At 70.5% G+C, this 26,410-nt stretch carries 25 protein-coding genes; 14 read left to right on the forward strand and 11 right to left on the reverse strand.

Annotated elements, in window-relative coordinates:
* Positions 1-272: 272 nt before the first annotated feature.
* From serB to BDW27_RS25340, 3 genes are all read right to left on the reverse strand, one after another.
* Positions 273-1,484, reverse strand: coding sequence for a phosphoserine phosphatase SerB (gene serB, locus BDW27_RS25330; protein WP_026129457.1), 1,212 nt, complete (start codon positions 1,482-1,484; stop codon positions 273-275).
* 91 nt (positions 1,485-1,575) lie between these two features.
* Positions 1,576-2,232, reverse strand: a complete 657-nt coding sequence (locus BDW27_RS25335; RefSeq protein WP_017545655.1) for a DUF1707 domain-containing protein — start codon at positions 2,230-2,232, stop codon at positions 1,576-1,578.
* 138 nt (positions 2,233-2,370) lie between these two features.
* Positions 2,371-3,141, reverse strand: a complete 771-nt coding sequence (locus BDW27_RS25340) for a hypothetical protein (RefSeq protein WP_017545654.1) — start codon at positions 3,139-3,141, stop codon at positions 2,371-2,373.
* A gap of 55 nt (positions 3,142-3,196) precedes the next feature.
* On the opposite strand from BDW27_RS25340, the gene BDW27_RS25345 reads away from it, so the two are divergent.
* The 3 genes from BDW27_RS25345 (at position 3,197) to BDW27_RS25355 (ending at position 6,118) form a co-directional block, all read left to right on the forward strand.
* Positions 3,197-3,982: an ABC transporter ATP-binding protein gene (locus BDW27_RS25345; protein ID WP_110052119.1), complete on the forward strand. Its 786-nt coding sequence runs from the start codon at positions 3,197-3,199 to the stop codon at positions 3,980-3,982.
* A gap of 271 nt (positions 3,983-4,253) precedes the next feature.
* The gene (locus BDW27_RS25350; RefSeq protein ID WP_017545652.1) at positions 4,254-5,180 is read left to right on the forward strand and encodes an SPFH domain-containing protein; all 927 of its coding nucleotides are present in this window, start codon (positions 4,254-4,256) and stop codon (positions 5,178-5,180) included.
* 179 nt (positions 5,181-5,359) lie between these two features.
* A complete protein-coding gene (locus BDW27_RS25355; protein WP_110052121.1) occupies positions 5,360-6,118 on the forward strand; it encodes a sulfite exporter TauE/SafE family protein in 759 nt (252 codons plus the stop codon).
* A 43-nt stretch (positions 6,119-6,161) separates the two neighbouring features.
* On the opposite strand, the gene BDW27_RS25360 is transcribed toward BDW27_RS25355, so the two are convergent.
* The 3 genes from BDW27_RS25360 to BDW27_RS25370 form a co-directional block, all read right to left on the reverse strand.
* Complete coding sequence (locus BDW27_RS25360) at positions 6,162-6,785, reverse strand: HD family hydrolase (RefSeq protein ID WP_017545650.1); 624 nt, start codon at positions 6,783-6,785, stop codon at positions 6,162-6,164.
* A 205-nt stretch (positions 6,786-6,990) separates the two neighbouring features.
* Positions 6,991-7,887 (reverse strand): S9 family peptidase, encoded by an 897-nt coding sequence (locus BDW27_RS25365; RefSeq protein WP_110052123.1) that lies wholly within the window; start codon positions 7,885-7,887, stop codon positions 6,991-6,993.
* Positions 7,881-8,471 carry a TetR/AcrR family transcriptional regulator gene (locus BDW27_RS25370; RefSeq protein WP_026129456.1) on the reverse strand — a complete coding sequence of 197 codons (591 nt, stop codon included), beginning with the start codon at positions 8,469-8,471 and terminating at the stop codon, positions 7,881-7,883. The genes BDW27_RS25365 and BDW27_RS25370 overlap by 7 nt, the downstream gene beginning before the upstream one ends.
* Positions 8,472-8,930: 459 nt before the next feature.
* Here BDW27_RS25370 and BDW27_RS25375 point away from each other — a divergent pair, with 459 nt between their 5' ends.
* Positions 8,931-10,391: an aldehyde dehydrogenase (NADP(+)) gene (locus tag BDW27_RS25375; protein ID WP_110052124.1), complete on the forward strand. Its 1,461-nt coding sequence runs from the start codon at positions 8,931-8,933 to the stop codon at positions 10,389-10,391.
* Positions 10,392-10,446: 55 nt separating this feature from the next.
* Here the strand turns inward: BDW27_RS25375 and BDW27_RS25380 are convergent, their stop codons facing one another.
* Positions 10,447-11,076, reverse strand: coding sequence for a hypothetical protein (locus BDW27_RS25380; protein ID WP_110052126.1), 630 nt, complete (start codon positions 11,074-11,076; stop codon positions 10,447-10,449).
* Positions 11,077-11,240: 164 nt separating this feature from the next.
* Between BDW27_RS25380 and add the strand changes: the two genes are divergently transcribed.
* Positions 11,241-12,269 carry an adenosine deaminase gene (gene add / locus BDW27_RS25385; protein WP_110052128.1) on the forward strand — a complete coding sequence of 343 codons (1,029 nt, stop codon included), beginning with the start codon at positions 11,241-11,243 and terminating at the stop codon, positions 12,267-12,269.
* Positions 12,270-12,344: 75 nt separating this feature from the next.
* On the opposite strand, the gene BDW27_RS25390 is transcribed toward add, so the two are convergent.
* Complete coding sequence (locus BDW27_RS25390; protein WP_110052130.1) at positions 12,345-13,517, reverse strand: DUF418 domain-containing protein; 1,173 nt, start codon at positions 13,515-13,517, stop codon at positions 12,345-12,347.
* 287 nt (positions 13,518-13,804) lie between these two features.
* Here BDW27_RS25390 and BDW27_RS25395 point away from each other — a divergent pair, with 287 nt between their 5' ends.
* A complete protein-coding gene (locus tag BDW27_RS25395; RefSeq protein ID WP_110052131.1) occupies positions 13,805-14,884 on the forward strand; it encodes a GntR family transcriptional regulator in 1,080 nt (359 codons plus the stop codon).
* Positions 14,885-15,083: 199 nt separating this feature from the next.
* Entirely contained in the window at positions 15,084-16,970 is a 1,887-nt protein-coding gene (locus tag BDW27_RS25400) for an amino acid transporter (RefSeq protein WP_233515928.1), read from the forward strand.
* Positions 16,971-17,056: 86 nt separating this feature from the next.
* On the opposite strand, the gene BDW27_RS25405 is transcribed toward BDW27_RS25400, so the two are convergent.
* Positions 17,057-18,205: a CapA family protein gene (locus BDW27_RS25405; protein ID WP_110052135.1), complete on the reverse strand. Its 1,149-nt coding sequence runs from the start codon at positions 18,203-18,205 to the stop codon at positions 17,057-17,059.
* Positions 18,206-19,059: 854 nt separating this feature from the next.
* Between BDW27_RS25405 and BDW27_RS25410 the strand changes: the two genes are divergently transcribed.
* The 3 genes from BDW27_RS25410 (at position 19,060) to BDW27_RS25420 (ending at position 21,934) form a co-directional block, all read left to right on the forward strand.
* Positions 19,060-20,091: a chaplin gene (locus tag BDW27_RS25410; RefSeq protein ID WP_110052136.1), complete on the forward strand. Its 1,032-nt coding sequence runs from the start codon at positions 19,060-19,062 to the stop codon at positions 20,089-20,091.
* A 137-nt stretch (positions 20,092-20,228) separates the two neighbouring features.
* Positions 20,229-21,083: an SURF1 family protein gene (locus BDW27_RS25415; RefSeq protein ID WP_199560765.1), complete on the forward strand. Its 855-nt coding sequence runs from the start codon at positions 20,229-20,231 to the stop codon at positions 21,081-21,083.
* 26 nt (positions 21,084-21,109) lie between these two features.
* A complete protein-coding gene (locus BDW27_RS25420) occupies positions 21,110-21,934 on the forward strand; it encodes a class I SAM-dependent methyltransferase (RefSeq protein ID WP_199560766.1) in 825 nt (274 codons plus the stop codon).
* Positions 21,935-22,061: 127 nt separating this feature from the next.
* On the opposite strand, the gene BDW27_RS25425 is transcribed toward BDW27_RS25420, so the two are convergent.
* Both BDW27_RS25425 and BDW27_RS25430 read right to left on the reverse strand, forming a co-directional pair.
* Complete coding sequence (locus BDW27_RS25425; protein ID WP_110052138.1) at positions 22,062-22,961, reverse strand: virginiamycin B lyase; 900 nt, start codon at positions 22,959-22,961, stop codon at positions 22,062-22,064.
* Positions 22,958-23,866 (reverse strand): alpha/beta fold hydrolase, encoded by a 909-nt coding sequence (locus tag BDW27_RS25430; RefSeq protein ID WP_110052140.1) that lies wholly within the window; start codon positions 23,864-23,866, stop codon positions 22,958-22,960. Before BDW27_RS25430 ends, BDW27_RS25425 begins: the two co-directional genes overlap by 4 nt.
* Positions 23,867-23,935: 69 nt before the next feature.
* Between BDW27_RS25430 and BDW27_RS27930 the strand changes: the two genes are divergently transcribed.
* From BDW27_RS27930 to BDW27_RS25445, 4 genes are all read left to right on the forward strand, one after another.
* Positions 23,936-24,058 (forward strand): PARG family protein, encoded by a 123-nt coding sequence (locus tag BDW27_RS27930; protein ID WP_233515929.1) that lies wholly within the window; start codon positions 23,936-23,938, stop codon positions 24,056-24,058.
* Positions 24,055-24,357: a hypothetical protein gene (locus tag BDW27_RS25435; protein WP_233515930.1), complete on the forward strand. Its 303-nt coding sequence runs from the start codon at positions 24,055-24,057 to the stop codon at positions 24,355-24,357. The genes BDW27_RS27930 and BDW27_RS25435 overlap by 4 nt, the downstream gene beginning before the upstream one ends.
* On the forward strand, positions 24,338-24,823 hold the full coding sequence (locus BDW27_RS25440; protein WP_110052142.1) for a GNAT family N-acetyltransferase: 486 nt from the start codon (positions 24,338-24,340) through the stop codon (positions 24,821-24,823). Before BDW27_RS25435 ends, BDW27_RS25440 begins: the two co-directional genes overlap by 20 nt.
* Before the next feature lie 583 nt (positions 24,824-25,406).
* Positions 25,407-26,018, forward strand: coding sequence for a hypothetical protein (locus BDW27_RS25445; protein ID WP_110052144.1), 612 nt, complete (start codon positions 25,407-25,409; stop codon positions 26,016-26,018).
* The last annotated feature ends 392 nt before the right edge of the window (positions 26,019-26,410 follow it).

The following is a 26,410-nucleotide window of genomic DNA, read 5'->3' on the forward strand; positions in this document are numbered from 1 at the left end:
TCCTTGCGCTGATGGTACTGCCCTGTTGTGGGGTGGGAGAGTAGGTCGCTGCCACGGTTTTTCTTGGTAGGGAGGGGAAGGGCTTGTCCTTTGGGACGGGTTCTTCCTCTCCTTTTTTGTTGGGGTTGTTTGTGCGTTTGTGAATTGTGGTTTTGGGGGTCGTGGTTTTCGGGTGTGGGTTGGGGTTATGAGGGATCTCCTGGGGTGGAGGTCGTGAGAGAACCCCCGGGGCCGAAGGCCACCGGGGGTCCGTGAGCGTTGACGCTCCCTGTTCAGCCGTGGAGGTCGGCGGCCTCGATCTCCTCGCGGGTGATGCCCAGGATGAACGCGATCGTGTCCAAGTAGGGGACGTTCACCGACGTGTCCGCCTGCTGGCGGACCACCGGCTTGGCGTTGAAGGCCACGCCCAGGCCCGCGGTCTGGAGCATGTCCAGGTCGTTGGCGCCGTCGCCCACGGCCACGGTCTGCTCAAGCGGGACCCCGGCCTCCTCGGCGAAGCGTTGCAGCGTGGTCGCCTTGCCCTTGCGGTCGATGATGGGGCCGAGCAGCTCACCGGTGAGCTCGCCGTCGACGATCTCCAGTGTGTTCGCGGCCGAGTAGTCCAGGCCGAGCCGCTCCACCAGGACGTCGGTGATCTGGGTGAAGCCACCGCTCACGATGCCGCACTCGTAGCCCAGCCGCTTCAGGGTGCGGACCAAGGTGCGGGCGCCCGGGGTCAGCTGGATCTCGTCCCGGACCCGGTCGATCGCGGAGGCGTCCAGGCCCTTCAGGAGGGACACACGCCGACGGAGCGACTCCTCGAAGTCCAGCTCCCCGCGCATGGCCTCCTCCGTCACCCGGGCCACCTCCTCCTCACAGCCGGCGTGGGCCGCGAGGAGTTCGATGACCTCGCCCTGGATCAGGGTCGAGTCGACGTCCATGACGATGAGGTGCTTGCCGCGGCGGTGCAGCCCGCTGGACTGCACGGCGACGTCCACACCCTGGGTGGCGGACTCCATCGCCAGCTCCGCTCGGAGCTGGTCCGGGTCGCCTCCGGAGATCTCCATCTCCACGGAGGTCACCGGGTAGCCGGAGAGCCGCTCGATCCGGTCGATGTTGGCGCCGGACCGGGCCACGCACGAGGTGATCGCGCCCAGGGCTCCGGGTCGCAGGGGTGCGGCGAGGACGGTGACGTGGAGCCGCTCCGAGGCGAACTCGTTCACGCGGCCGTTCCCACCGCCGTACTCGACCTCCATGTCGAGGTCGATCGCGGTCTTGTCCAGGGCGGAGCGGATCTCCTCGAAGACCCGCTGTCCGCTGACCCCGGGGGCGACCCGTTCGTCGACCTCGAGAACCGAGCCCAGGACCAGTCGGCCGCCCAGGACGACCTGCTCGAGGTCGACGATGGTGACGGGAAAGACGGAGAGGGTGCTCAGAAGGCGTGCGCTGATGCCAGGGCGATCGCGCCCTGTCATCGTGACCAACAACGTGGATTCATCACTCATGGCACCACCCACGGTACTCGGCCGTGGGGCGGAAGTGACGGGCAGGGTCTGGGGTTTTCGCAGCTAGTTCACTATGTGGACACCTTGGCGCCTACTTCTCGCGGCGACCCTTGCGCTTCTTCTTGACCTTCTTGGCCTTCACGTCCACCCCGCCCAGCATGCACGTCCCGGTCAGACGCACGACCGGCGCGTTCGGGTCCGTGACCTGGTCCGTTCCGTGGAGGTCGGTGCCGCCCAGAATCGCCGACGTGTTGTTGATCACCCGGACTCCGTGGGGCACCGTGATGTCCACCCCGCCCATGATGACGGCGATCTGGATGGTGACCTCGTGCTGGCTCAGCACCGCCTCGCGAAGGTCCAGTTCCACCCCGCCGCACAGCACCGACACGTTGGTGCGGGGCTCCACCAGCCACCGTCCCCGGCGCTCGCAGCCGCCGAAGACCGCCACCAGGTTCTCCGAGCCCTTGCTCTGTCCGGCCAGGTCACGGGCCTCGCTGCCGAGGATCTCCATACCGCTGTCGGGGTCGCTGCGGTCCAGGGAGGTGAAGCCGGGGTGGGAGATCCCTCCGGGGCCGGGCAGGTCGGAGATGATCGGGGACAGCTCCCCGATGGTCTTGGCCCTGTACAGGGTGTCCAGCCGCTCCTCGTGCTCGACCGGGCTGAGTCGTCCCTCGGCGAGGGCTTCACGGAGCCGTTCGGCAACCTGGTCCCGGTCCGCGTCCGAGGCTCGGATGTGCTCGGGTTGCATGATGACGGCTCTCCTCCTCAGTGGGTCGGCCACGAACGGCCTCTCCCCTTCAGTATCCGGCTGGTCGGTCCCGCCGTGGATCAGGTGAATCCCCTGGCTTCACCCCGAGAAATCCCGACACTCCTCCCAGGGTCCCATCTACGACGGGGACGAGCCATACCCGTGGTCGAGGGCCGCGTGGGCGGCCACCAGGGCGCGGCGGACCGCGGCGTCCAGCTCGCGCAGCGCCTGCGCTCGTGTGTCGGCCTGGTGGGCGTTGAGGCCGCGGCCGGACCCGGGTTCGGCCAGTTCCACGATCTTCGAGAGCCGCACTGCCTGCGCCGCGACCCGGTGCGCCCGCGCGGGGTAGCCGTGGGCGAGCAGCGGGGGACCCGAGTCGCCCAGGGCCCCTTGCACGGTGGGCGAGAAGCCAGCGACGTCGTCCACGGACTCCATCTGTTGGACCACGCGGAGCAGGGTGAGTTTCAGCTGCCGCTCGGCGTCGGGCAGGTCCGGTACCTGGGGAACGGTGGCGTTCGCCGGATACGGGGCCCACGAGACGCCCACGTAGGATGAACCACGCCGGTCGGCGGAGGGCACCAGCCCCACCTGCCGTTCGGCGAGCCGCACCAGCACCCCCTCCTGTGCCTCGATGGCGGCCTGGTTGAGTTCGGCCGGGCCCACCAGCCCGAACGGGTCACCCCAGGTGGGCAGCGCCAACCGGAACCCGGAAAGGCCCAGTCCTCGCAGGCGTACCAGTGCGGTCCGCAGCGGTACGCCGCTGTCGAACGGCAGGTCGCCTGGGGGTACTGTCCCGATCAGGTTGGGGCCGCTCCGGCGCTCGACGGCGTCGACGGCGTCGTCCAGGCCGACGTGTCCGGACAGCCAGGCGTTGCCCCAGGCGACGAGCGGTGCGGACGTCAGATGCATTACTTCAGGGTAGGGCGGCCCGTGCACCGGCGTGGGACGTGACGATAGGAGGATGATGGACGGGCGTGTTCTGGGCCTGAGCGGGGTCACGGTACGACGGGGTGGCGAGAGGCTTCTCGACGGCGTCGACTGGTCGGTGCTGGAGGGTGAGCGCTGGGTGGTGCTCGGCCCGAACGGGGCGGGCAAGACCACGCTCTTGAACGTGGCCGCCAGCCAGCTGCACCCCACTGAGGGCGGGGTGGAGATCCTGGGGGAGCGGCTCGGTGCGGTGGACGTGTTCGAGCTGCGGCCGCTGATCGGTTACGCGGGCGCGTCCGTGTCCGGCCGGATCGAGCCGGGGACCCCGGTCCTGGATCTGGTGGTCAGCGCCGCCTACGGCTACCTGGGGCGGTTCCGTGAGGAGTACGGGACGCCCGACTACGGGCGGGCGCGTGCTCTGCTGGGCCACTGGGGCGTGGCCGACCTCGCGGACCGGGTGTTCCACACGCTGTCCGAGGGCGAGCGCAAGCGGGTGCTGATCGCCCGTGCGCTGATGTCCGACCCGGAGCTGCTGCTCCTGGACGAGCCCGCGGCCGGTCTGGACCTGGGGGGCCGTGAGGACCTGGTGCGTCGGCTGAGCAAGCTGGCGGCCAACGAGATGGCGCCCGCGCTGGTGGTGGTCTCCCACCACGTGGAGGAGATCCCACCGAGCTTCACGCACGGACTGCTGGTCCGAGATGGACGGGTCGTGCAGGCCGGTCCGTTGGACGAGGTCATGAACGCGGAGAACCTGGGTGAGACGTTCGGTCTCCCGTTGAAGGTGGAGCGTGACGGAGACCGTTGGACGGCGAAGGCCGTCTAGCAAATAGGGGGCGTTTATATGCGCGGAATGTATTGTCCGTAAATCCTATTTCCGTCCGGATGTGGTCGGCCCGGAGGGGTATGGGGTAGCGTCAACGTTCAGTGAGCGGATCGCTCTATTTCGGCGCGCTTTGAACATCCCCCGGGGCGAGCCGCGAGGGTGCGGTCCGCTCGCACGCTGCCTGTCACCCCCGTCAGGAGATCCGGAGCTGCCGCAGATGCCGCTGTTGAACACCGTTACCCGGTTCGACGTCGGGAGGGTGGGTTAGCCCATGGCCCCGATCATCATCGTCGTACTCTTCGTCGCCGTACTTCTGATCATCTTCTGGCGAAGTGTGCGTATCGTGCCGCACTCGATGGAGGATGTCGTCGAGCGCTTCGGTAAGTTCCACCGAACGCTCAGTTCCGGCTTCAACATCGTGATTCCCGGTGTGGACCAGGTCCGTGAACGGATCGACCGCCGTGTCCAGGTGGTCAGTTTCCCGCCGCAGTCGGCCATCACCGAGGACAACCTGGCGGTCGAGGTCGACTCGGCGGTCTACATCCGGGTCGTCGACGCCTACCGCGCCACCTACGAGGTCGCCAACTTCATCCAGGCCGTCGAACAGCTCACGCTCGCGACCCTGCGCAACGTCATCGGTGGCATGAACCTGGAGGGCACGCTCACCTCCCGGGACCAGATCAACCGCGAGCTGAAGTCCGTCCTGGACGAGGCCACGCGCGACTGGGGCATCGAGATCAGCCGTATCGAGCTGAAGGGCATCGAGCCGCCGTCCTCCGTGCAGGAGGCGATGGAGATGCAGATGCGCGCGGACCGCGAGAAGCGCGCCCAGCTGCTCAGCGCCGAGGGTGAGAAGCAGGCCGCCGTCCTGCGGGCCGAGGGTGAGCGCTCCTCGTCCGTGCTGCGGGCGCAGGGTAGCGCGGAGGCGCAGATGCTCACGGCCAAGGCCGACGCGGACGCGCAGACCCTGCGGGCCCGGGGTGAGGCCGACGCCATCCACATGGTGTTCAAGGCGCTGCACACGAGCCGGGTCGACCCGGACGTGCTCGCCTACCAGTACCTCCAGAAGCTCCCGGAGATCGCCAAGGGCGACGCCAACAAGGTGTGGGTGGTCCCGGCGGAGATGGGCAAGGCGCTCCAGGGCGTCAGCACCGCCTTCGACCGCATCCAGAACGAGGTCGTGAAGCTCCCGAACTGACTGGAGCCGACCCGGACGCGTCCGGACACGAGGGGCCCCGCCGGTGATCGAACGGCGGGGCCCTCGTGTGTTTCCGGTCACCCCGCTGGTCAGGCCCCGGTCCGAGGGGCTTGCGACCCGGTCTCGTAGTCTGTTCTGGCCCTCGACGGACGGGGAGCGACGGATCGGGGGACGCCGCGATGGAACTCTGGGAGGCACTGGCCATCCTGCTCGCCGGTGTCGCCGCCGGCGGCATCAACGCCGTCGCCGGTTCGGGCACGCTGTTCACCTTCCCGGTGCTGCTCGCGCTCGGCTACCCGCCGATCACCGCGACCGTGTCCAACAGCATCGGCCTGGCCCCCGGAACGCTCAGCGGCACCATCGCCTACCGGCGTGAACTGGCCGGACAGAAGTCCCGGCTGATCCGGTTCGGCACCATGTCCTTCTTCGGGGCGATCACCGGCGCGCTGCTGCTCATCTACCTGCCCTCGGGCGTGTTCGAGTCCGTGGTGCCGTTCATGATCGGCGGCGCGTGCGTGCTGATCATCCTCCAGCCGCGTATCACCAAGTGGGTCCGGGCCCGCAGGCCCGCCTCCAAGAACGGCGGCGTCCTCATGCCGCTGGGCGCCTACGGAGCCGGTACCTACGGCGGATACTTCGCGGCGGCGCAGGGGATCATCCTGGTCAGCCTGCTCGGCGCGACCCTGGACGACGACCTCCAGCGGCTCAACGCCCTGAAGAACGCGCTCGCCACCATCGCCAACAGCACGGCGGCGGTCTTCTACATCGTGCTCGCGTCGCCCGCCTGGCCCGTGGTGGGCCTCATCGCGGCCGGGACGATCATCGGCGGCTACTTCGGGGCCAACTACGGCCGAAGGCTCAGCCCGACCGCGCTGAGGATGGTCCTGGTGGTCGTCGGCCTGACCGCCGCGCTCCAGCTGATCCTGGGCCGGGTCTGACCCCTCGGTGCCGGAGCTGGGCGGTCGGCCTGGGAGGGTTCGGTCAGCCCCGGAAGTAGCCGCGCCGGTCGGCGTCGTCGATCAGCGCGGTCGCGTAGGCGCCCAGGGCCTCGGAGCCCTCGGAGACCAGCTTCACCTTCTCCAGGACCTGGGCCTTGGTGACGCCGAAGCGCACCCACGCCCCGCCCTCGTTGTGCCAGTTGGCGAGCATGGGAGCCAGCCGGTCCACGGCGCGGGCGAACCGCGCCTCCGGGGTGACACGGGCCTCGAACTCGTCCCACAGTTCGCGGGCGCGGGTGGCCTGGTCCTCGGGGAGCAGGGGGAAGAGGCGGTCGGCGGCGGCGCGTTCGCGCTCGTCCTGCGTCTCGGTGTTGACCTGGTCGAAGAGGAAGGTGTCGCCCGCGTCGATCTCCACGATGTCGTGGATGAGGAGCATCTCGGCGGCGCGGTCGATGTCGGTGCCCTCGGGAGCGTACTCGGCGAAGGTTCGGGCGGACAGGGCCAGATGCCAGGAGTGCTCCGCGGAGTTCTCCCGCCGGGAGCCGTCCACCAGCAGGTTCTGCCGCAGGACGCGCTTGAGTTTGTCCACTTCGAGGATGAAGCGCAGTTGCGCGTTCAACCGCTCGTTGTCGACCCCGCTGGCAATGACCGGTGCCGGTTCCGTCACGTGGTTCGCCCTCCTGATGGATGAGTCGAAACGGATCAGGTGGGACCGCGGACGCGGTCGCCACTGGATGATCCCATGGAACGTGTGCTGACTGTCGCGGTGGCGTCCGGGAGGCGGCCGCGGAGGAAGGCCGCGGGGTGGTGTGGGTGAACGTCGTCCGTCCGCGCGGCCGCACGGGCGCGGCGGTGGCCCGGACCGCCGGCGTTCAGGGGCGCGTGGGTGCCTGGACCTGCCTGGAAGCGGTCAGGTGCAGGTGGAACCACTCGGTGAGGGCGCGGTCGGTGAGGACTCCGGCGGGGGTGAGCGGGCCCGGTTCGAGGCCGGGCTCCGGACCGATCGCGTGGGCGAGGTCGGGGACCACGATGTGACGGAGCGCATGTTCGGAGGCGTGGGCCGTGCCCGGCCGGGCGAGCGCGTCGTGGAGGGCTCGGCCGTGCTCGGGAGGGCAGACCTCGTCCAGGCCCCCGTTGACGATGAGGATGGGGACACCGGTGCGGGAGAGGGCCTCGGCGCGGGCGGTCAGGTCCAGCCAGTCGCGGGCCCGCTGGGCCTGGGCGCTCCACTGGTAGGGGACGCCCGTGCGGAGTTCGCGGGCGTGCACCGGTTGCGCGGGGTCCACGACGGGGTTGATGATCGCGGCCGCGCCCACCGGGAGCCGGTTCCCGGCCAGGGCCAGGACGGCGGCTGTGGCGCCGGCGCCCACTCCGACCAGGCCCACGGGGGTGTCCGCGACGGGGAAGACCGCTCTCAGTTCGTCGGCGACGCGGGGCAGTTCGGCGGCGGCCTCCTCGACCACGGGACCGAAGAGTTCGAGGAGGTAGTCGTGCTCGCCGCGCCGGTTGATCTCGGCGACACCGCCCTCGGGCAGGCGGGCACCGAACTGGGGGAGGCCGAGGTGGACCCGCCAGGCCGGGAGGGACGCCATGGGGACGGCCCCGGCCAGGGCGGCCTGGCTGCGCGGCGGTTCGAAGGCGTGGAGGCCGATGACGAGCGGTGCCGGGGTGTCGGTGGCGCTGGCTGGGGGCAGCGCGAGGAAGGGGACACCCGCGACGGTGCCGGTGACGGGTGCGGTCGCGGTGTGAGCTGTCGAGTCGACTACCAAGAACGGTCGCCCCCGTCGGGTTCGGAGAAGTGGGACAGGTAGCTGCTGACGAGTCGCTTGGCCTCGTGGACCAGGGCGGGGTCGCCTTCGGGGTTGTCGCGGAAGGCGAGCTTGAGGACGGCGTCGGCGGCCTCGACCGCCACGTGGATGGCGCGGTCGAGGGCGGCGTCGTCGGGGATGCCGGTGACGGAGACGATGATCCTGCGCAGTCGCACGGAGATCACACGGTTGTTGTCGCTGCCGCCGTTGAGCAGACGCGGGTCGACGATGTCGCCGAAGTGCAGGCTGCGAAAACCCGGCACGTTGCGGTGCATGTCGATGTACTCGTCGACGATGGCGTCGACGGCGATGGTCCAGTGGGTGAACGAGGCGTCGGCCAGCCGCTCGGTGACCCGGGCGCTGAACTGGTCGAGGAAGCGGAGTCCGAGGGCCTGGGTGATGGCCTTCTTGTCCGGGAAGAACTGGTAGACGGAGCCGATGGCCACCCCGGCGCGTTCGGCGATCCGGGTGGTGGAGAGGTTGTCGTAGCCGACCTCGTCGAGGAGGTCGGCGCAGCAGTCGAGCATGCGCTGGACCCGAACCATGCTGCGCTGTTGGGCCGGGAGCCTGCGCAGGGGCGCCTGCGCGAAGGCGAGTTCGTCGTTGGCGACGCTGGCGGGCCCACGGCCCTCACGCGTCGCGGCCCCGTTGTTCGCACCGGGAGCCCGTCGTGCGCGCGGGGGCGTTGAGCTTCGGGAATTAGTCGTCACGAAACCTATGATGCCTTTCCGGAATCACCTGGTTCCGGGGAAATTCCAGTTTCGTGCGGAGGAACCTCGTCCGGGGGCGGCCAGCGGCCGTGTGGTCGGCGTTCTTCCAGGTGGGAGTGGGTGTCAGGGGGTGGAATCGAAGTTGTCCCATTGGTCTGTTGTGTCGCCCCATGTCGCTTTGGGTAGTCGCGATGTCGCGTCGTGAATGGCAGGACCGTGCCCTGTGCGGGCGGTCATGGCATCGTGGGGCCCGTGCCCGACGCCGCGCACGCATCCCTCCAGGAGGTTCTGGCCATGACCACCGCAGCCCCCGACACCACCCCCGAGGAACTCGACTCCGTACTGGAGCGCGCGGCCGCCGCCGCACCGCTCTACGCCGCCCTGCCCGCCACCGAACGCGCCCGCGCGCTGCGGGGGGTGGCCGACGCTCTGGACGCCGCGGCCGACGCCCTGGTCCCCGTCGCGATGGCCGAGGCCCACTACCCCGAGGCGCGCTGCCGGGGTGAGCTGGGCCGGACCACCTTCCAGCTCCGCCTGTTCGCGGACGTCCTGGAGGAGGGCGAGTACCTGGAGGCGATGCTCGACCCGGCGGACCCGGACTGGGGCACGCCCCGTCCGGACGTGCGGCGCCTGCTGGTTCCGCTCGGCCCGGTGGTGGTCTTCGGGGCCAGCAACTTCCCGTTCGCCTTCTCCACTGCCGGGGGCGACACCGCCTCCGCTCTGGCCGCCGGCTGCCCGGTGGTGGTCAAGGCCCACCCCGGCCACCCGGAGCTGGCCCGACTCACCACCGAGCTGGTCATGGCCGCCCTGGCCGACGCCGGGGTCCCGGAGGGGGTCTTCGCCCTGGTGAACGGCTTCGAGGCGGGCAGGCGCGCGGTCACCCACCCGCTCACACGGGCGGTGGGCTTCACCGGGTCCATCCCCGGCGGGCGCGCCCTGTACGACCTCGCCGTCTCGCGTCCGGAACCCATCCCGTTCTACGGGGAGCTCGGCAGCGTCAACCCGGTCTTCGTGACCCGCGCGGCGATGGCCGCCCGTGGGGAGGAGATCCTGGACGGCTACGCGGGTTCGGCCACGATGGGCTCGGGCCAGTTCTGCACCAAGCCCGGGGTGGTGTTCGTCCCCGAGGGCGCCAAGCTGGACGCGCTGGTCGCCGACTTCGAGGGCCGGGCCGCGGCGCCGCTGCTCAACGACCGGGTGGCCGAGGGCTTCGCCCGGGGTGTGGACGCCCTGTCCGCGCACCCGGCCACAGAGGTGCTGGTCCGGGGACGTGAGGGCGCCGAGGGGTGGTCACCCACCCTGCTGCGCACGGAGCTGGACTCCCTGCTGGAGCACACCGAGGACCTGCTGACCGAGTGCTTCGGGCCCGCCACCCTCGTGGTCACCTATCCCGACGAACGCCGTCTCCTGGAGGTGGGCGGGGCCCTGCACGGGCAGCTCACCGTCACCGTCCACGGGGAGGAGGACGACCCCGTGGCCCCGGCGCTCCTGGCCCTGGGCGCCTCCGTCGCGGGGCGGGTGATCTGGAACGGCTGGCCGACCGGGGTGGCGGTCACCCACGCCATGACCCACGGCGGCCCCTACCCGGCCACGACCGCGCCCGCGCACACCTCGGTGGGCAGCACCGCGATCCGCCGGTTCCTGCGGCCGGTCACCTACCAGTCCGTTCCGCAGCCGCTGCTGCCGCCGGAACTGAGGGACGGCAACCCGTTGTCCGTCCCGCGGAGGGTGAACGGCGGGTTGCCGTCGAAGTGAGCGGATCCCGTTGGCGGGGCGGCCGGGGCCCACGGGCGCCGCGCCGTCCCGGCGCTCAGGAGTGGGTCGCCTCGTACGTGCGGCGGAAGGCCGCGACCCGTTCGTACCGCGCCATGGCGCGGCGGTAGGCGGGGACCACCAGCAGCACCAGCACGACGGCGGGTGCGAGCTGGACCAGCGTCCGCGGCTCGAAGCCCGGTCCGATGATCTCCGCGAGGGGCCGGACCGTCACGAAGGTCAGGAACACCACCAGCGGGACGAGGTGGTGACGGGGGTCGCTCCCGTACCCCGTGTGGGTGGACATCCGGTGGGCCAGGCGGTTGATCTCCCGGTCCGGGCCGAGCTCGCCGGTCTCCGCCTGGAGCCGGGCGGTGGCGTAGCGGACCGGGTCGGTCTCGGCCACCTTCGGAAGACTCCGGGCGTAGAGGGCGAGGAGCCCGGCGACCACCAGCGCGCCCACGAACATCGCGACAGTGACCCCGGCCAGCAGCCAGCCCGGTGCGCCGGTCGGGTCGGCCAGACCCGGAGCGGCGGAGACCAGGGCCAGGAGCGCGACGATCGCCCCGGCGACGAGTCCGCCGCCGAGCGCGAAGCCGACCGGACGGTTCCTGGCGTGGACGCGGACACGGGCGCCGAGGACCTGGGCGCCGGTGGGTCGGGGCGGTGCGGCGTCGGGCGCGGTCATCGTCTGCTCCTTGTGGACTGTGCGGTGAGGTTCCAGAACCTACGCGGGCAGCAGGGGGTGCCACCATGCTCTTTGGTCAGCGTTCGAGAGCGGAGTTCCCCAACTTTCGTCAGGTTGCCCGTCCCCGGTGGCGACCGGGCGGGCCGTGCTCCTAGGTTGGCGCCATGGACCAGAACCCCACGTCAGACCTTCGTCCGCTCGTCCGTGACCTGCCCAAGGTCGAGCTGCACGTCCACCTGGAGGGCTCGATGCCCGCCGAGACCCTCTTCGAGCTGGCCACCAGGCACCGGGTGGCGGACCTCCCCGGCACGCTGGAGGAGCTGCGGGAGTGGTACGTCTTCACCGACTTCCCGCACTTCGTCGAGGTCTACCTGGCCTCGGTGCGCACCCTGCTGGACGAGGCCGACTTCGCCCTGCTGGCGTCGGTGGTCGCCGAGCGGCTGGCCGCGCAGAACGTGCGCTACGCGGAGGTGCACGTGAGCCTGTACGCCCACCTCATGCGCGGTGTCCCGGCGAAGGTGGTCTTCGACGGGATCGAGCACGCGCGTGTGCGGGCCGAGCGCGAGCACGGCATCCAGCTGCGGTGGATCCCCGACTTCCCGGCGGACTTCGGGGTGGAGGCGGCCGAGAGCACTCTGGACGCGGTGCTCAGGGAGGGGCCGTCCAGCGTGGTGGGGTTCGGGGTCGGCGGGGTGGAGTCCCCGCTCGCCCCGTACGCCGAGGTGTTCGCCCGGGCCCGCGCGGCCGGGCTGGCCAGCCTCCCGCACGCCGGTGAGCAGGCCGGGCCGGAGCGGGTCCGGGAGGCCCTGGACCTGTTGGGCGCCGAGCGGATCGGGCACGGCATCGACTCGATGAAGGACCAGGCGCTGGTGGAGCGGCTGGTGGACGCGCAGATCCCGGTGGACGTGAGCCCGACCTCCAACATCCGCACGCGCGTGGTGGAGCGGATCGAGGAGCACCCGCTGCCCGCCATGCTCGACGCGGGTCTGCTGGTCACCCTCAACAGTGACGACCCCACCCTGTTCGGCAGCGACCTGAGCGGGGAGTACGGGATCGCGCACGACCTGGTGGGCGCCCAGGGGCTGGTTCGCCTGGCCCGCAACGGCGTCCACGCCTCCTACCTGGGCGCGGCCCGCAGGCACGCGCTACTGGCGGAGATCGACGCCGTCGCCGAAGGGCACGGAGCGGCCTGAGGGCCCGGAAGCGGGCCCGGGGGCGCCGGGCCCGGAGCCCGGCGCCCCCGGGAACCCCGGGCCCCGACCCCGGGTTCAGCTGGAGGGCCCGTAGGTGAGGCGGCGCAGCACCGTCTCGGCCGGACCGCGCTGACCACGGCGGCGCATGAGGTCGGCGAGGACCACGGTGGTCGCCCACACGGCCACGGCCACACCGACGCCGACGGCCGGGGACGTGAGCTGCACGTGGAGCGTGTAGGAGGAGAACAGCACCGCCCACACCACGGACTGTGCCAGGTAGAAGGTCATGGAGCGCTGGCCCAGGGCGGACAGTGCGACGGTCACCCGACCCCGGGAGTGGTTCGTGCGGACGGCCACCAGGGCGATGAGCGCGGCGTAACCCATGCCTCCCACGTACCCCGTCACCTGGTGCAGGGGTGCGACGAGCAGCATGTCCAGCGCCGTGGGGTCGGTCCACACACCCGTCTTCGTCAGGGCGAAGGGGATCGCGCCCAGCACCGCGACGGGGACGCCGACCAGCGCGGTCGTGCGCAGCAGGCGAAGGTGCTCGTGCGGCTTCTCCAGGACACGGTGCCGGGCGGCGAGCACGCCGATGAGGAAGGGCACGACGGTGCTCAGGAACATCATCACGATGAGGACCGGGTAGACGGTCACCCGGAAGAGGAACTCGTTCACGAGGCCGTCGGGCATCAGGGGGAAGCCCAGGCCGGACACGGCTCCCTCGGCGGCGACCAGGGCGTGGGCGGTCGCGGCCAGGGGCAGCCAGGCCAGGGCCATGATCACCAGAGTGCGGTCGCGGAACCGCAGCACACCGACCAGGAGCAGGGACACGGCGCCGTAGACGGCCAGGATGTCTCCGGGGAAGAGCAGCACGCCGTGGGCGAGGCCGAGCACGACGAGCCAGAAGCCGCGTCGGCGCAGGAGGGCCCGGGTCCAGCGCCACTCGCGTCCCTGCTCGGTGCGGCGGCGGTGGATCTGCGCGAGACCGTAGCCGAACAGCGCGGCGAACATCGGGTAGGCGCGCAGGTCCACGAACATCACCGTGCCCGCGGTGGCGATCCGGTCCAGGACGCTCGGGGTGGTCTCGGTGCCGCCGATGAACACGGTGAACAGGTGCGTGTGGGCGAGCGCGATGACCAGGAGCATGATCCCGCGTGCGAGGTCGGGGGCGAGTGAGCGGCGGTCCGGTGCGAGGGGACGGTTGGCGGTGTCCGGCACACCGTGTGTGGACACGGGCGTCTGGGTCATGGTGGTCTCCGGGGGCCGTGGTGGATGCGGCGCACGTGGTGAACGCTGTACGCGCTCGGCCCCGACGTGTGTGACCCGGCGGGTAGTGCACCTTGTGCGTACACTATAAACACGAAAATTCCCCAGGGGAAACCCAGTTTTTGGTGGCGAAATGAGTGGATGCACTAGTGCACTAGGGGGTCGATTCGGGGGTGTCGGCCGAAGGTGCCGTGTGCGCTGCGGTGTTCCAGGGGCAAAGTGCACTAGTACACTTGTGAGGCATGGTGACGTGGCCGGAAGAGGACAGCATGGATGCTGAGGACGGGCTCTCGCCCTACGAGCGGATCGTCGCCGACATCCGCGCCGACATCGACTCGGGGGAGCTGCCGCCCGGCGGCCGGGTTCCCTCCACCCGGGAGATCACCCGGCGGTGGGGCGTGGCCATGGCCACCGCCACCAAGGCGCTCTCGGTCCTGCGCCGGGAGGGTCGGGTGGAGGCGGTGCGGGGCGTCGGGACCGTCGTCAGTCGCGCCCCCGCTCTGGGAGAGGCCGCGCCCGGGACGGAAAACGGACCGGCGACCGATCCGTCGCCCGATCGCGAACCCCAACACCCGTCCGACCGCGAACCCCAGCACCCGGCCGGACCCCGGGTGGCGGAGGCGCGTGGCACGCGGGAACCACGGGAGCGTCCGCGATCCACCCCGAGAGTGGAACGCGGCCCCCACCCCGAGTCGGGTCTGGCCCGCGAGGGCATCGTCCAGGCCGCGATCGCCGTCGCCGACGCCGAGGGCCTTGAAGGCCTGTCCATGCGCCGGGTCTCGGTCGAACTCGGGGTGAGCACCATGGCCCTGTACCGGCACGTCGCGAGCAAGGGCGAACTCCTCACCGAGATCGTCGACCACCTTTTCACGGTCCACGCCCTGGCCGAGCCCCCGCCCTCCGATTGGCGGGAGGCCTTCGAGGTCGCCCTGGTGCGTGAGTGGGAGATTTACCGCAGGCACCCCTGGGCCGCCCGGCTGACGGTGATGGCGGGCGGGGTCGTCACCCCGGCGCTCCTGAGGAACGGTGAGTGGATGATGCGGGTGATCGTCGCCCGGGGCCGCACCCCCGACGAGGCCCTCGAGATCCTCACCATCGTGTCCGCCTACACCTCCGGTATGGCGCTCCAGTCCACGCGGGTGGCGTTGGAGGAGCACGAACACGACATGGACGCCGAACACTGGTGGCGCTCCCGATTCCCGTTGTTCCAGCGGTTCGCCGCCGAGGGCAGCTTCCCCACCATGTTGAGCGTCTCCGGCCCGCCCGACGTCGACGGCATGTTCGCGTCCGGCATGCGGCGCCTCCTGGACGGGCTCACGCCCTGGATGGAGGGCACCGGCGCCCCCTGAACCGCCCGGCGTCTCCGCGCAGGCACCGACACGCCCGCGACCTGCCCCCTTTGGACCGCCTCCCCCCGCAGACTTGTGCGCGTACGTGTCGGTCGGGGGAGGCGTGTTGGAGCAGGACGCCACGCGGAACGGGTACCACTGGGAGGCCCCCTGCCGGGGGAATCGGCGCGGGGGGTGGCGGGCCGCCGTGGGACGGTGGATGACGTCCCACCAGGTGGACGAGGTGGGCGGTGCCGGGTCGCGGCCGCGCGCCGAACGCCAGCACTCGTGGTGGAAGGTCATGTGTCTGACCGGCGTGGACTACTTCTCCACGCTGAGCTACCTCCCCAGTATCGCCATCCTCACGGCCGGGGCCCTGTCGCCGGTCGCCACCTTGCTGATCGTGCTGCTGACCCTGTTCGGCATGCTGCCCATCTACCGCCGCGTGGCCGAGCGCAGCCCGCACGGGCAGGGTTCGGTGGCGATGCTGGCGCACCTGCTGCCGGAGTGGCGGGGCAAGTTCCTGGTCCTGTGCCTGATCGGCTTCGTGGCGACCTCGTGGATCGTCACCATCACCCTGTCCACCGCCGACGCCACCGCGCACCTGGCGGCCAATCCGTACACCCCGCAGGCGGTGGCCGACCACCCGGTCCTGGTCACCCTGGTGCTCCTCGCCCTGCTGGGTGCGGTGTTCCTCGCGGGGTTCAAGGAAGCGGTCCGGGTGGCGATCCCCCTGGTGGTGCTGTTCCTCGCGTTGAACCTGGTGGTCGTGGTGGCGGCCCTGGCGCACATCGCCGCCCACCCGCAGACCCTGGCCCAGTGGGAGCTGTCCCTGACCGGCGACGGCCTCTGGTCCACCACCGGTGTGGTGCTGCTCGCCTTCCCGCTGCTGGTCCTGGGGCTGTCCGGGTTCGAGACCGGTGTGAGCATGATGCCGCTGGTGAGTTCGGAGGGCGCCGACCACGAGGAACGGATGCGGGCCCGCATCGCGGCCACCCGCAGGCTCCTCACCACCGCCGCGGTCATCATGAGCTTCTACCTGCTGGCGACCACCTTCGTCAGCGGGGTGCTGGTCTCCCGGTCGGACGTGGAGGTCGGCGGTCCGGCGGCCGACCGGGTCATGGCCTACCTGGCGCACGACCTGCTGGGGCAGGGGTTCGGCACCGTCTACGACGTCTCGACGATCCTTATCCTCTGGTTCGCGGGGGCCTCGGCCATGGCCGGGCTGATCAACATCGTGCCGCGCTACCTGCCCCGGTTCGGGATGGCCCCGGCGTGGGGGACCGCCGTCCGGCCCGTGGTGCTGGTGTACACGGCCGTGACGATGGTGATCACGATCGCCTTCGGGGCCAGCGTGGACGCGCAGTCCGGTGCCTACGCCACGGGCATCCTGGCGATGCTGGTGACATCGGCGGTGGCGGTGACCATCATCGTGCACCGCAGGCGGGCGCTGGCGGCGACGGTCGGGTTCTCGGTGCTGACCGTCGTGTTCGGGTTCGCGCTGGTGGACAACATCGTGAGCCGGCCGGACGGCCTGGCCATCGCGCTGTTGTTCGTGGTGGCGATCATCGTCGTGTCGCTGGTCTCGCGGGCCCTGCGCAGTACCGAACTGCGTGCGCACTCGGTCGACCTGGACCCGACCGCCCGGCGGTTCGTCCGGGAGGCGGCGCGGCACGGCAAGCTCCTCCTCTTCGCGAACCGGCCGCGCTCGGGGGAGGCGGACGAGTACGCGGCGACCGAGGCCGAGCAGCACCGGCTCAACCCGGTGTCGCTGAAGATCACCCCGCTGTTCCTGGAGGTGCGCGTCCACCATCCCTCGGACTTCGAGGGCACCCTCACCGTGCGGGGGACGTGGGTGCACGGTCACCGGGTGCTGCGGGTGAGCAGTCCCGCGGTCCCCAACGCGCTGGCGGCGGTGCTGCTGTGCGTGCGTGATGCCACGGGGAGCATCCCGCACTGCTACTTCGCCTGGTCCGAGGTCTCTCCGGTACGGGCTTTCTTCCGCTTCCTGGTGTTGGGTTCCGGTGGCACCGCCGGTTTCACCCGGGAGATCCTGCGGGAGAACGAGCTGGACGCCGACCGTCGGCCCGTGGTGCACGTGAGCTGACCCAAGGGGGCGGGGCTGGTGTCCCCGGCCCCTCGGGAGGGTCCGGCTCGTGACTCCGCGACCCGGTCAGGCGCCCGCGGGCCCGGTCAGGCGGGGGAGTCGGCCAGGGGGAGTTCGCACTGGGCGCGCATGTCCACCCAGGACCGGTGGGCCCGGTCCGCGCTCTCGCCCTCGTAGGGAACCGGGACGCCGCCCTGGATCCGGGCGGGGGTCCAGTCGGCCTCCGTGACGTCGCCTTGGTCGAAGGTGAGGGTGAGGACTCCGGTCTCGGCGGTCGCGCCGCCGAAGTTGTAGAACACGAAGTTGCTGAGTCCGTAGTGGACGTAGGCGCCGCGCTGGTAGCCGCCGGGGGAGAGCACGTGCGCGTGGCCGCCGACCACGGCGGCGGCGCCCGCCTCGGACAGCTCGTCCGCCAGCTGCGGGGCGTGCGGGAGCGGGCAGTGCGCGCCCTCCAGTCCCCAGTGGAGGAAGACCACGACGTTGTCGTGTTCGGCGGCGGCCTCGGAGACCGCGCTGACCATGCGTGCGCGCATCTCGCCCTTGGTGGAGGCCAGGCCGGGTTTGCCCTCGCCCGCGGTCCACTCGGGGATGAGGTGGTCGTCGATGACGTCGGTCGCGCCGAACAGGGCGATGCTCTGGCCGTCGACCTCGGCCACGTGCGGCGTGTAGGCCTCGTCCGCGTCCCGGCCCGCGCCCACGAGGGCGACGGGGGAGGCGTCCCCGTTGTCGAGGGTGTCGAGCAGGCCCTGCTCCCCGTAGTCCATGCCGTGGTTGTTGGCGACGGTGGCCACGTCGACACCGGCCGCGTCCAGGGCCTCCAGCGAGCTGGCGGGCGCACGGAAGACGAAGTCCTTGCCCGGTACGGGTGTGCCGCCCTCGGTGACGGCGGTCTCCAGGTTGACCATGGCGAGGTCGGCGGCGGACAGGTGTGCGGAGATCGGATCCAGGGCGGAGGCCGGGTCGTCCAGGCGGGAGCGGAGCAGTCCCTCGAACATCACGTCACCGCCGAAGGCGACGGTGAGGGGTTCCGGCTCCGGCTCCGGCTCAGGCTCCGGCTCCGGGGCGGAGGAGGGCCGGGGGTGCGCCGGTCCCTCGGTGCCGGGGGCGAGGGACCCCGCGCCGAGTTCGCCGTGGTCGCTCGCCGAGGAACAGGAGGCGACGAGGGGGAGGGCGAGCGTCGCGGCCCCGACCGCGATCGACCTGCGGATTCGTGGGCGCGGGTGTTCTGGGTTCATGCGTGCTCCAGTGAGGGAGCGCAGAGTGCATGTCCTTCCGGTAGGACGCGACCCGGCTGGCTCCGGTTGGTCCCGTGTGGGCGGTGCGCGCGGCGGGTCCCTGGCCCCGCGCCGATCGACTACGTATTGCTTTGGCTTGATCTCTGAGGGTGATGTCCTTTGGGTGTGTGGTGCCGCTGGTGCGAGTGGGGTGATGGTGCTTCGGGTCAGGTTAAGTCGCCCTGACCAGCGCCTATGGGTCTTTTGTGGCTCGTGGCGCGTCGCCGTGGGTGGCTGGTGGAACTCGGCGGTGGTGGTTGCGCTCGCGGCTCCGGGGAGGGTCGTGAAAAGGAGGGACTATTCGGGCATAAAGTGCGATCCACATAATTGTGTGCGCAGGGTATGAGGCGCTGAATGACTCGCCCGAAACGAATCTACGAAGTCGGTTAGTTCCTCTTTGTTGGGTGCGTTCGATGGGGTCTCTGGGTTTCGAGTGGCGATTGTTGTCGCGGATTCAGAGCCCAGCGAGTTGAAACGAACCCACCTGAACAGGAAGAATGACTCTACGTAATATCCCATGGGCGTAGGGTGTTCATGATTCGCGGCAACATTTCCGGAATGGGCCTGCGCGGACTCCTTGGCTGCTAACGTTTCGGTCCGTTGGCAGTTCCGGTCGGAAAGTACTTTGTGAGAACCGGGCCGACACCCATGTCTTCAGCAAGTGGGCCACCCCGCCGTCCCGACGTCTTCGTGGACGGGTCCGCTCGCCGTGTGACCCGGGGCGACCGCATCGACGGTCGCCGGGCTCGGGCTCACGGCTCGCGCTTTTCGGCGCATCCCCTGGCAGCACATCGTGAAAGGGTCCAAGCCGCACCATGCGAAACACGTTCCGTTACACCTTCGCCACCGCACTGACCGCGGGGCTGGTCCTGGCGCCCTTCAGCGCCGCGTTCGCCGACGTCCAGACCGACGGCTCCGGCGGTGTGGCCAGCGGAAACCAGATCGTCGTCCCCGTCGACGTCGAGGCCAACCTGTGCGGCAACTCCCTGGCCGTCCTCGGTATCTCCAAGGCCACGTGCACCAAGGTCTCCGAGGTCCTCTACGAGAACAGCGGGCAGGGCGCCAGCACCGACGGTTCGGGTGGTGTGGCCAGCGGAAACCAGCTCGTCGTTCCGGTGGACGCCGCCCTGAACGCCTGCGGCAACTCCGTGGCCGTGGCCGGGATCTCCGAGGCCGAGTGCAAGGAGGTGGTCGAGGTCCTGGAGAAGGAGGCCGAGGACGCTCCCTCCACCCTGACGACCGACGGTTCGGGTGGCGTGGCCAGCGGCAACCAGATCTCCGTCCCGGTGGACACCGCCATCGAGATCTGCGGCAACTCCATCGCCGTCCTGGGCGCCTCCAGCGCGCAGTGCACCACGATCATCAACATCATCCACGCCTCCCCGGACAACGAGGGCGCTCCCTCCGCCGCCACGAGCGGCGCCGGCGGTGTGGCCAGCGGCAACCAGGTCTCGGTGCCGGTCAACGCGGCCGTCGACATCTGCGGCAACGCGGTGTCCGTGCTCGGCATCGCCGAGGCCTCCTGCGTGGAGACCATCTCGGAGAAGCCCGAGGAGCCGAAGACCCCGGAGGAGTCCGAGAAGCCCGAGGAGCCGAAGACCCCGGAGGAGTCCGAGAAGCCCGAGGAGCCGAAGACCCCCGAGGAGTCCGAGAAGCCCAAGGTTCCGGAGAAGAACGAGGAGACCGACGAGAAGCCCGCTCCCCCGCAGGAGGCCGGTGAGGAGCTGGCGGTGACCGGTGGCGCCCTGGGCGGTCTGGTGGCCGCCGCCGTGGCCGCGATCGGCGCTGGTGGCGCCGGCCTGTACTTCGCCCGCAAGCGCAGGGCCGCCACCGCCGACGACGAGTAGTCGGCCCGCCCGGAGCACCGGGCCAGGAGCGCGGACGCGACGCGCCCGACCCACGGGGTCGCCGGGAGACCGGCGGCCCCGTCCGCGTGTGTGGGGTCGGTGCGGGGCGGCCGGGAACGTCTCATAACCTCGAAGACGTGCTCAAAGTCCTGTTCTCCTCACGCATGCTGGCCTTCCACGCGCTGGTCGTGGTCCTGGTGCCCGCCTTCGTCTGGCTGGGGTTCTGGCAGCTGGACCGGGCCGAGCTGCGCAGCGCGGCGGTCAACCTCCAACGGGACAACGTCGCCGCGGACCCCGTGGCCGTGGACCAGCTCGCCTCCGTGGGCGAGGACGTCGCGCCGTCGGACCGCTGGCGCACTGTCGAGGCCACCGGCACGTGGGACCAGGAGAACGAACTCCTGCTCCGCAACCGGGACGGCTCCCAGGGAGTGGGATTCCACGTGCTCACCCCGCTGGTCACCGGGGACGGTACGGCCGTCCTGGTCAACCGGGGGTGGATCGAGCGCGGCGAGAACGCCCAGGACACCCCCGACGCTCCCCCGGTTCCCGAGGGCGAGGTCCAGGTGACCGGGCGCCTCCAGTTCGGCGAGACGGAGGAGAACACCGGGCTGCGCGAGCGCGACGGTATGCCCGAGGGCCAGATCATGTTCGTGGACATGGGCCGGCTGGCCGAGGAGCTGCCGTACCCGATCTACGGCGGGTACGTGGAGCTCACCGCCCAGGACCCCGTGCCCGAGGAGGCGCCCGAGCGGATCGCCCTGCGCGAGGAGAACACCGGCATGAGCGCCTCCTACGCCTTCCAGTGGTGGGTGTTCAGCGTCGTCGCCGTGGTGGGCTGGGTCGTCCTGATCCGCCGTGAGCTCCGCGACGCCCGCGAGGCCGAGGAGAACGGTCCCGGGAGCGGGGACACTGGTGACGGAGACGCCCAGGACCCGGAGGGGCCCGCTGGCCCGGCCGAGCCCGCGCAGAGCGCTCGGCCGAACCGGACCTGAGCCGCGTCAGCAGCCCGAGGAGCAACGTGGACGATCAGATGGACTACCCGGCTCCCGGTTGGGTGGAGCGGCGTGCTGTGGCGGGCGACGAGAGCGCCCGCGCCGGTCGGCTGTGGTGGGACGGTGCCGCTGACGCCTACCAGGCCGAGCACGGCGACTTCCTCCGTGACGTGGGGTTCGTCTGGTCGCCCGAGGGCGTGGACGAGGCCGATGTGCGGCTGCTGGGCGGCCTGGACGGCAAGCGGGTGCTGGAGGTCGGCTGCGGTGCCGGGCAGTGCGGCCGGTGGCTGCGGGCCCAGGGCGTGCGGGAGGTCGTGGGGTTCGACCTGGCCCGGCGGCAGCTCCAGCACTCCCGGAGGATCGACGAGCAGACCGGGCACCGGCTGCCCGCGGTGCAGGCCGACGCGCAGCGGATGCCGTTCGCCACGGGCTCCTTCGACGTCGTCTTCTCCTCGTTCGGGGCGTTCCCGTTCGTGCCCGCCGCCGAGACCGCGCTGGCCGAGGCCGGGCGGGTGCTCAGGCCCGGCGGGCGGTTCGTGTTCTCGGTGACGCACCCGATCCGTTGGTGCTTCCCGGACGACCCCACCGAGCGGGGGATGACCGTGCGGCAGAGCTACTTCGACCGCCGCGCCTACGTGGAGGAGGACGACGAGGGCCGGGCGGTCTACGTGGAACACCACCACACCGTGGGCGACTGGTTGCGGGGGATCGTGGCGGCGGGGCTGGAGTTCCGGGACATGGTCGAGCCGGAGTGGCCCGAGGGGAACGACCAGGTGTGGGGCGGCTGGGGGCCGGTGCGCGGCCGGATGATCCCGGGGACGGCGATCTTCTCGGCGGTCAAGCCGGGGTAGCGCACCCGCGTCAGCCGCCCGGGTACGCGGGCGGGACGGAGTCGGGAATCTTCGGCCCGGGGATGAGGAGTCCTCTGGGGGATCGGGCCTGGGATGGGGTCCGTGAGGCGCGATGGACGCTCGGGGCTCAGGGGCGGAGAGAGGCGATGGTTCCGATCTCCAAGGCCGTCCACACCGTGCCGTCCGGAGCGAGCGTGATGCCGTGAGGCTCGCTGGCGGGGGTGGGCAGATCGAACAGGGAGATGTCGTCTTCTGGCGTGATGTGGCCGATCCGGTTCGCGCCCCACTCGGTGAACCAACATCCGCCTGCGGGATCCGCGGTGATCGCGTGGGGGTGTGAGTCGCGTCGAGGCAGGGGGAACTCCCGGACCTCTCCGTCCGGTGTGAGGCGGCCGATCTGGCCGGCGGCGATCTCCACGAACCACAGGGCGTGGTCAGAGCCCCGGGTGATGCCGACCGGGCCCGCGTCGGCGGTCGGGAGGGGGTGTAGTTCCACGTGCCCGCCGGTACTGATGCGTCCGATGGCGTTGGCCTGGTTGAGGGTGAAGTACAGGGCACCGTCGCGGCCCGAGGCGATGAACGAGGGGAACCCTCCCCGCATCGGTAGCGGGAACTCGGTGACCTCCCCGTCCGTGGTGATACGGCCGATCCGGTCGGCGTTCGTCTCGGTGAACCACAGTGCTTCGTCGGGCCCGGTGGTGATACCGAAGGGGCTGGCGTCCGGTGTCGGTAGTGAGAAGGAGTCCGTCCTGCCGTCGGACGTGATCCGGCCGACCCGGTGGTCCCGAGCGCGAGTGAACCAGGCCGCGCGGTCCGGTCCCAGGGTGATGACCGAAGGCCCGCACATGGCGGAGTCCAGCGGGTGGAGGGTCACGGAACCGTTCGGCCTCCTGTGGGCGATCTGGCCCTGGTGGACGAGGGTCACCCACAGGGAGCCGTCGGTGTCGGAGGCGATGCCGTAGGGACCCGCACCCGGCTCGGCCAGCGGGTGTTCGCGCACGGGACGCTGCTGAGGGCTGTCGGTCACGTGGGCTCTCCGGATTCCGGGGCGGGCAGGCGGTTCACGAGGTCCAGGATGATGCGGGCGAGCTCCTCGGGTCTGGCCATGGTCACGTTGTGGTGCCCGCGCATCTCCACGAGCGTCCGCTCCGGGCGGGCCGCGACGACGGCCCGCACTTCCTCCCGGCGTCCCGCGTAGAACCCTTCCTCGGGGAGCACGATCGTGAGCGGGCAGGTGACGCGTTCGTAGACGTCCAGGCTGGGGTGGATGACGGCCTCCGGTGCGACCGCGCTGATCACCGCGACCTGTTCGGGTGTGGGCCGTCGCAGCCGCGTGCGGTCCCCCTGGGTGAAGGAGCGCTCCAGAACCTCGCGCACCAGACCGGGGCGGGAGCCCCGGTTCAGATCGTCGTCCTGCGCCTCTCGAACGCACTGGTCGATGTACGCGTGCGCCTCGTCAGGGGTGGCTGACCATCCGTAGCGGAACTGTGCGCGCAGTGCCTCGCCCGCTGCCGGAGTGGTCCACTGCGCCTGGTCCGCCACGGCCTTCTCACGGGTGTTCAGGACGAGGCCGTCGACCACGCACACGGCGGCGGGCCGGAGCAACCCCGCGGCGGCCACGGCGGTGACGGCGTAACCGCCCAGGGAGTGCCCGACCAGGACGGGGTTCTCCCAGCCCAGGGCCCGAGCGGCGTCGGCCAGGTCGCACCAGTACTGTTCGGCGTTCTCGGAGTCGACAGCGGTGCGCCCGTGTCCGCGCAGGTCCACGGCGACGACTCGACAGCGATCGGTCAGATGCGCCGCGACGTCGGTCCAGGCTGCCGCGTTGTGCCCGCTGCCGTGGACCAGGAGCACCGGTGTGCCCTCGCCGCCGAAGTCCAGCCCGGCCAGGGTGTCCCGGCCGAGGTCGAGTGTGATCTCCCGGATTCTCACCGGACCATCCTGGGCTCGGAGCACAGGACGTGCAACCGCATTCTCCTGTGTCGCGGTGGGGGTTGGGGGATGACCGCAAGGGTCTCGGCCTCGATCCGGTCCTGTGGGCGAGCGCTCCACGACTCGCTGATCCGCTGTCCCGAGTACTACGACCACCACGTGGCGGAGCGGAGTCTGCTCTCCAGCGGGTGATCTGGTCACCGAGCGTTCCGGTGCTCCGCGACCACCGCGCGGGTTGGCCGTCCGAGCCGGTGCCGGTGGACTTCCTCACCGCGGCCGCGCCTAACCACGGCAGGCACGCGGGTGGTGTTGGGGGCGTGGGGTTGTGGGGTGTCGGCAACCGTCCCGAGGTGGTGGCCGCCGCGTTCGCCAAGCACCTCAAGGGGGACTTCGCGGGGGTGTTCGATCGGGTGGTCTTCGCGGTGTCGGACCGGGATCCCGGGGTACGCAGACCCTTCGAGGAGGCCTTCGATGAACGCATGGAGCGGTGAGTTCGAGAGCCGGGGACCCGGTGGGGTCACGGTTCGGAACGCGGTGCCCGACGACCACGGGCGGATCATCGCTGTGTGCGACGAATGGTGGGGGAGGCCGGTCGCGCACATCCTGCCGCGCCTGTTCCTCGACCACTTCCGCATGACGTCCCTGGTCGCCGAAGACGACGAGGGGATCGCGGGTTTCCTGGTGGGGTTCCCCAGCCCGGCTCGTGCGGCGGAGGCCTACGTGCACTTCACGGGTGTGGCCCCGAGACAGCGGCGCTCGGGGCTGGGCAGGGAGATGTACCGCCTGTTCACCGACGCCGCCAGGGCCGACGGGCGTTCCCTGGTGCGCGCGGTCACCTCGCCTTCCAACGAGCGCTCGATCGCGTTCCACCGGTCCCTCGGGTTCGCGGTGACCGGCCCGTTCGAGGACTACGACGGCCCTGGCCACGACCGGATGTGCTTCGCGCTCCAGCTGTAGGCCGGGGCCGGGGTTGTCGGTGTCGCGTTCCGGGGGCGGGGCCTTGAAGACGTGGACGCTCTGGGAACGGGCGAGGTCCATGGGCTCAGTGGGGCCGATGAGATTGCCGTCCACGCGTGTGTGGGGTACAGCCGTCCGGTTTCTGGATGCTGCGATTTCCGGTCGCAGCCTGCTGTGGGCGGTGTTGCGGACCGGGTGCCCTGAGCCCGGTCCGAGCCCTGAGCGTCGGGACAGCTGGGATCGGTGCCGTTCGGCGGAGGCACGGAGGGCGTCCGGACGTCGGGGAGGGTCCCTGTGCCGGAGGGGCGGACGACTCCAGTGGTCTTCCTGGCGAGCCTGGACATTGGGCTTGTCGAGTCCAGGCAATGCGGGTGCACACAAACAGAAGCGGGACGGCCTGGATCCTTGCGGTATGTCATGAGTTGGACGCCTGCGATCCCGCAGATCAGCGTGAACTTGTGACTCAGAGTGCTGAAAGGGCAACGATGAGATCGTCCTCCCTTCCTAGGGCAGACGAGGGGATTCCTCTCCTCATACCTCTCACAACGCTGGCCCCTCAGCCACGCTGGAAAAGAGCACCACGATGGCGTACGTCCACTACCACCAGGACAACGGCTTCGACAAGAAGAAGGTGATGCTGCCCGGCGGCACCCCCTTCGTCCTCTACTGGAACTGGGACGACAAGGGCATCTTCTACCCGCTCGCTCTGCTCGGCGGCACCGGCGGCGACCGGTACGACTTCAGCTTCAAGGACGGTGTAGACCCCTCCAGCGTCCTCCAGTTCCGGTTCGACACCGCCGCTGACCAGCTCACCGAGACCAAGCTGGAGGACACCAACCTGGAGTTCCGACGCGGCCGGTCCGGCTCCTGGGAGCGCGCGGTCCAGCGCAAGGGACAGGACTTCTACATCGCCGCCCAGGGTTCGTCCGAGAGCATGGTCGGTATCGAGGAGGCCAAGGTCTACGACGACCAGATCCGCTTCGCACTGCGGATGGACATCGCGGGCAGGGGCGACTCCTGGATCTCCGCGCACGACACCGGCAAGAGCATCCGCATGCGCGACGACAGCGACCTCCGGGGCCACCTCGTGGCCTACCGGCGAGGCAACGTGAGCGACGACGCCACCGGCGGCAGCGGCATCAGCGCCAAGCTCTACCCGCTCTCCTGGGCGCAGCTCATCGACGAGATCAAGTAGTCCAGCGACAGTGAACACCGGGCGGCCGGGCCCCTGCTCGGCCGCCCGTTCAGGACCGGTTCACCCCTGGGCGGCGACCTCAGGCATTCGTTCGGTTCCGCGTGGACCCGGATGCCACGATCCCGGTGCCGGATGGTGTCGGACGGTTCCGACGGAGCTGCGTCCTGGTGGCCCTTGCCTGTGTTCGGTACCCTGTGCCACGATTCATCCACGAAAAGGGACGGCGTGGTCCGTCGTCGCCGCAGGTATCGCCGCCCTCGCGCTGGCTCTGGTCAGCGCCTCTCCCGCCCACGCCGCCGAGGAACCCCTCGCCTGTGGCATGTACCGCTTCGTCGAGAACCGAATCCGATGGTCGGCGGCCACGCTGTTCCCGAAGAGGACCGGCGCAGACA

Source organism: Nocardiopsis sp. L17-MgMaSL7, from assembly GCF_003182025.1.
GTDB classification, from domain to species: domain Bacteria; phylum Actinomycetota; class Actinomycetes; order Streptosporangiales; family Streptosporangiaceae; genus Nocardiopsis; species Nocardiopsis prasina.

Excerpts from the sequence above, each read along its gene's own strand:
- serB (WP_026129457.1), bottom strand. The coding sequence starts at position 1,484 with ATGAGTGATGAATCCACGTTGTTGGTCACGATGACAGGGCGCGATCGC.
- BDW27_RS25335 (WP_017545655.1), bottom strand. The coding sequence starts at position 2,232 with ATGCAACCCGAGCACATCCGAGCCTCGGACGCGGACCGGGACCAGGTT.
- BDW27_RS25340 (WP_017545654.1), bottom strand. The coding sequence starts at position 3,141 with ATGCATCTGACGTCCGCACCGCTCGTCGCCTGGGGCAACGCCTGGCTG.
- BDW27_RS25345 (WP_110052119.1), top strand. The coding sequence starts at position 3,197 with ATGGACGGGCGTGTTCTGGGCCTGAGCGGGGTCACGGTACGACGGGGT.
- BDW27_RS25350 (WP_017545652.1), top strand. The coding sequence starts at position 4,254 with ATGGCCCCGATCATCATCGTCGTACTCTTCGTCGCCGTACTTCTGATC.
- BDW27_RS25355 (WP_110052121.1), top strand. The coding sequence starts at position 5,360 with ATGGAACTCTGGGAGGCACTGGCCATCCTGCTCGCCGGTGTCGCCGCC.
- BDW27_RS25370 (WP_026129456.1), bottom strand. The coding sequence starts at position 8,471 with ATGGTTCGGGTCCAGCGCATGCTCGACTGCTGCGCCGACCTCCTCGAC.
- BDW27_RS25375 (WP_110052124.1), top strand. The coding sequence starts at position 8,931 with ATGACCACCGCAGCCCCCGACACCACCCCCGAGGAACTCGACTCCGTA.
- BDW27_RS25380 (WP_110052126.1), bottom strand. The coding sequence starts at position 11,076 with ATGACCGCGCCCGACGCCGCACCGCCCCGACCCACCGGCGCCCAGGTC.
- add (WP_110052128.1), top strand. The coding sequence starts at position 11,241 with ATGGACCAGAACCCCACGTCAGACCTTCGTCCGCTCGTCCGTGACCTG.
- BDW27_RS25390 (WP_110052130.1), bottom strand. The coding sequence starts at position 13,517 with ATGACCCAGACGCCCGTGTCCACACACGGTGTGCCGGACACCGCCAAC.
- BDW27_RS25395 (WP_110052131.1), top strand. The coding sequence starts at position 13,805 with ATGGATGCTGAGGACGGGCTCTCGCCCTACGAGCGGATCGTCGCCGAC.
- BDW27_RS25400 (WP_233515928.1), top strand. The coding sequence starts at position 15,084 with ATGACGTCCCACCAGGTGGACGAGGTGGGCGGTGCCGGGTCGCGGCCG.
- BDW27_RS25405 (WP_110052135.1), bottom strand. The coding sequence starts at position 18,205 with ATGAACCCAGAACACCCGCGCCCACGAATCCGCAGGTCGATCGCGGTC.
- BDW27_RS25410 (WP_110052136.1), top strand. The coding sequence starts at position 19,060 with ATGCGAAACACGTTCCGTTACACCTTCGCCACCGCACTGACCGCGGGG.
- BDW27_RS27930 (WP_233515929.1), top strand. The coding sequence starts at position 23,936 with ATGACCGCAAGGGTCTCGGCCTCGATCCGGTCCTGTGGGCGAGCGCTC.
- BDW27_RS25440 (WP_110052142.1), top strand. The coding sequence starts at position 24,338 with ATGAACGCATGGAGCGGTGAGTTCGAGAGCCGGGGACCCGGTGGGGTC.
- BDW27_RS25445 (WP_110052144.1), top strand. The coding sequence starts at position 25,407 with ATGGCGTACGTCCACTACCACCAGGACAACGGCTTCGACAAGAAGAAG.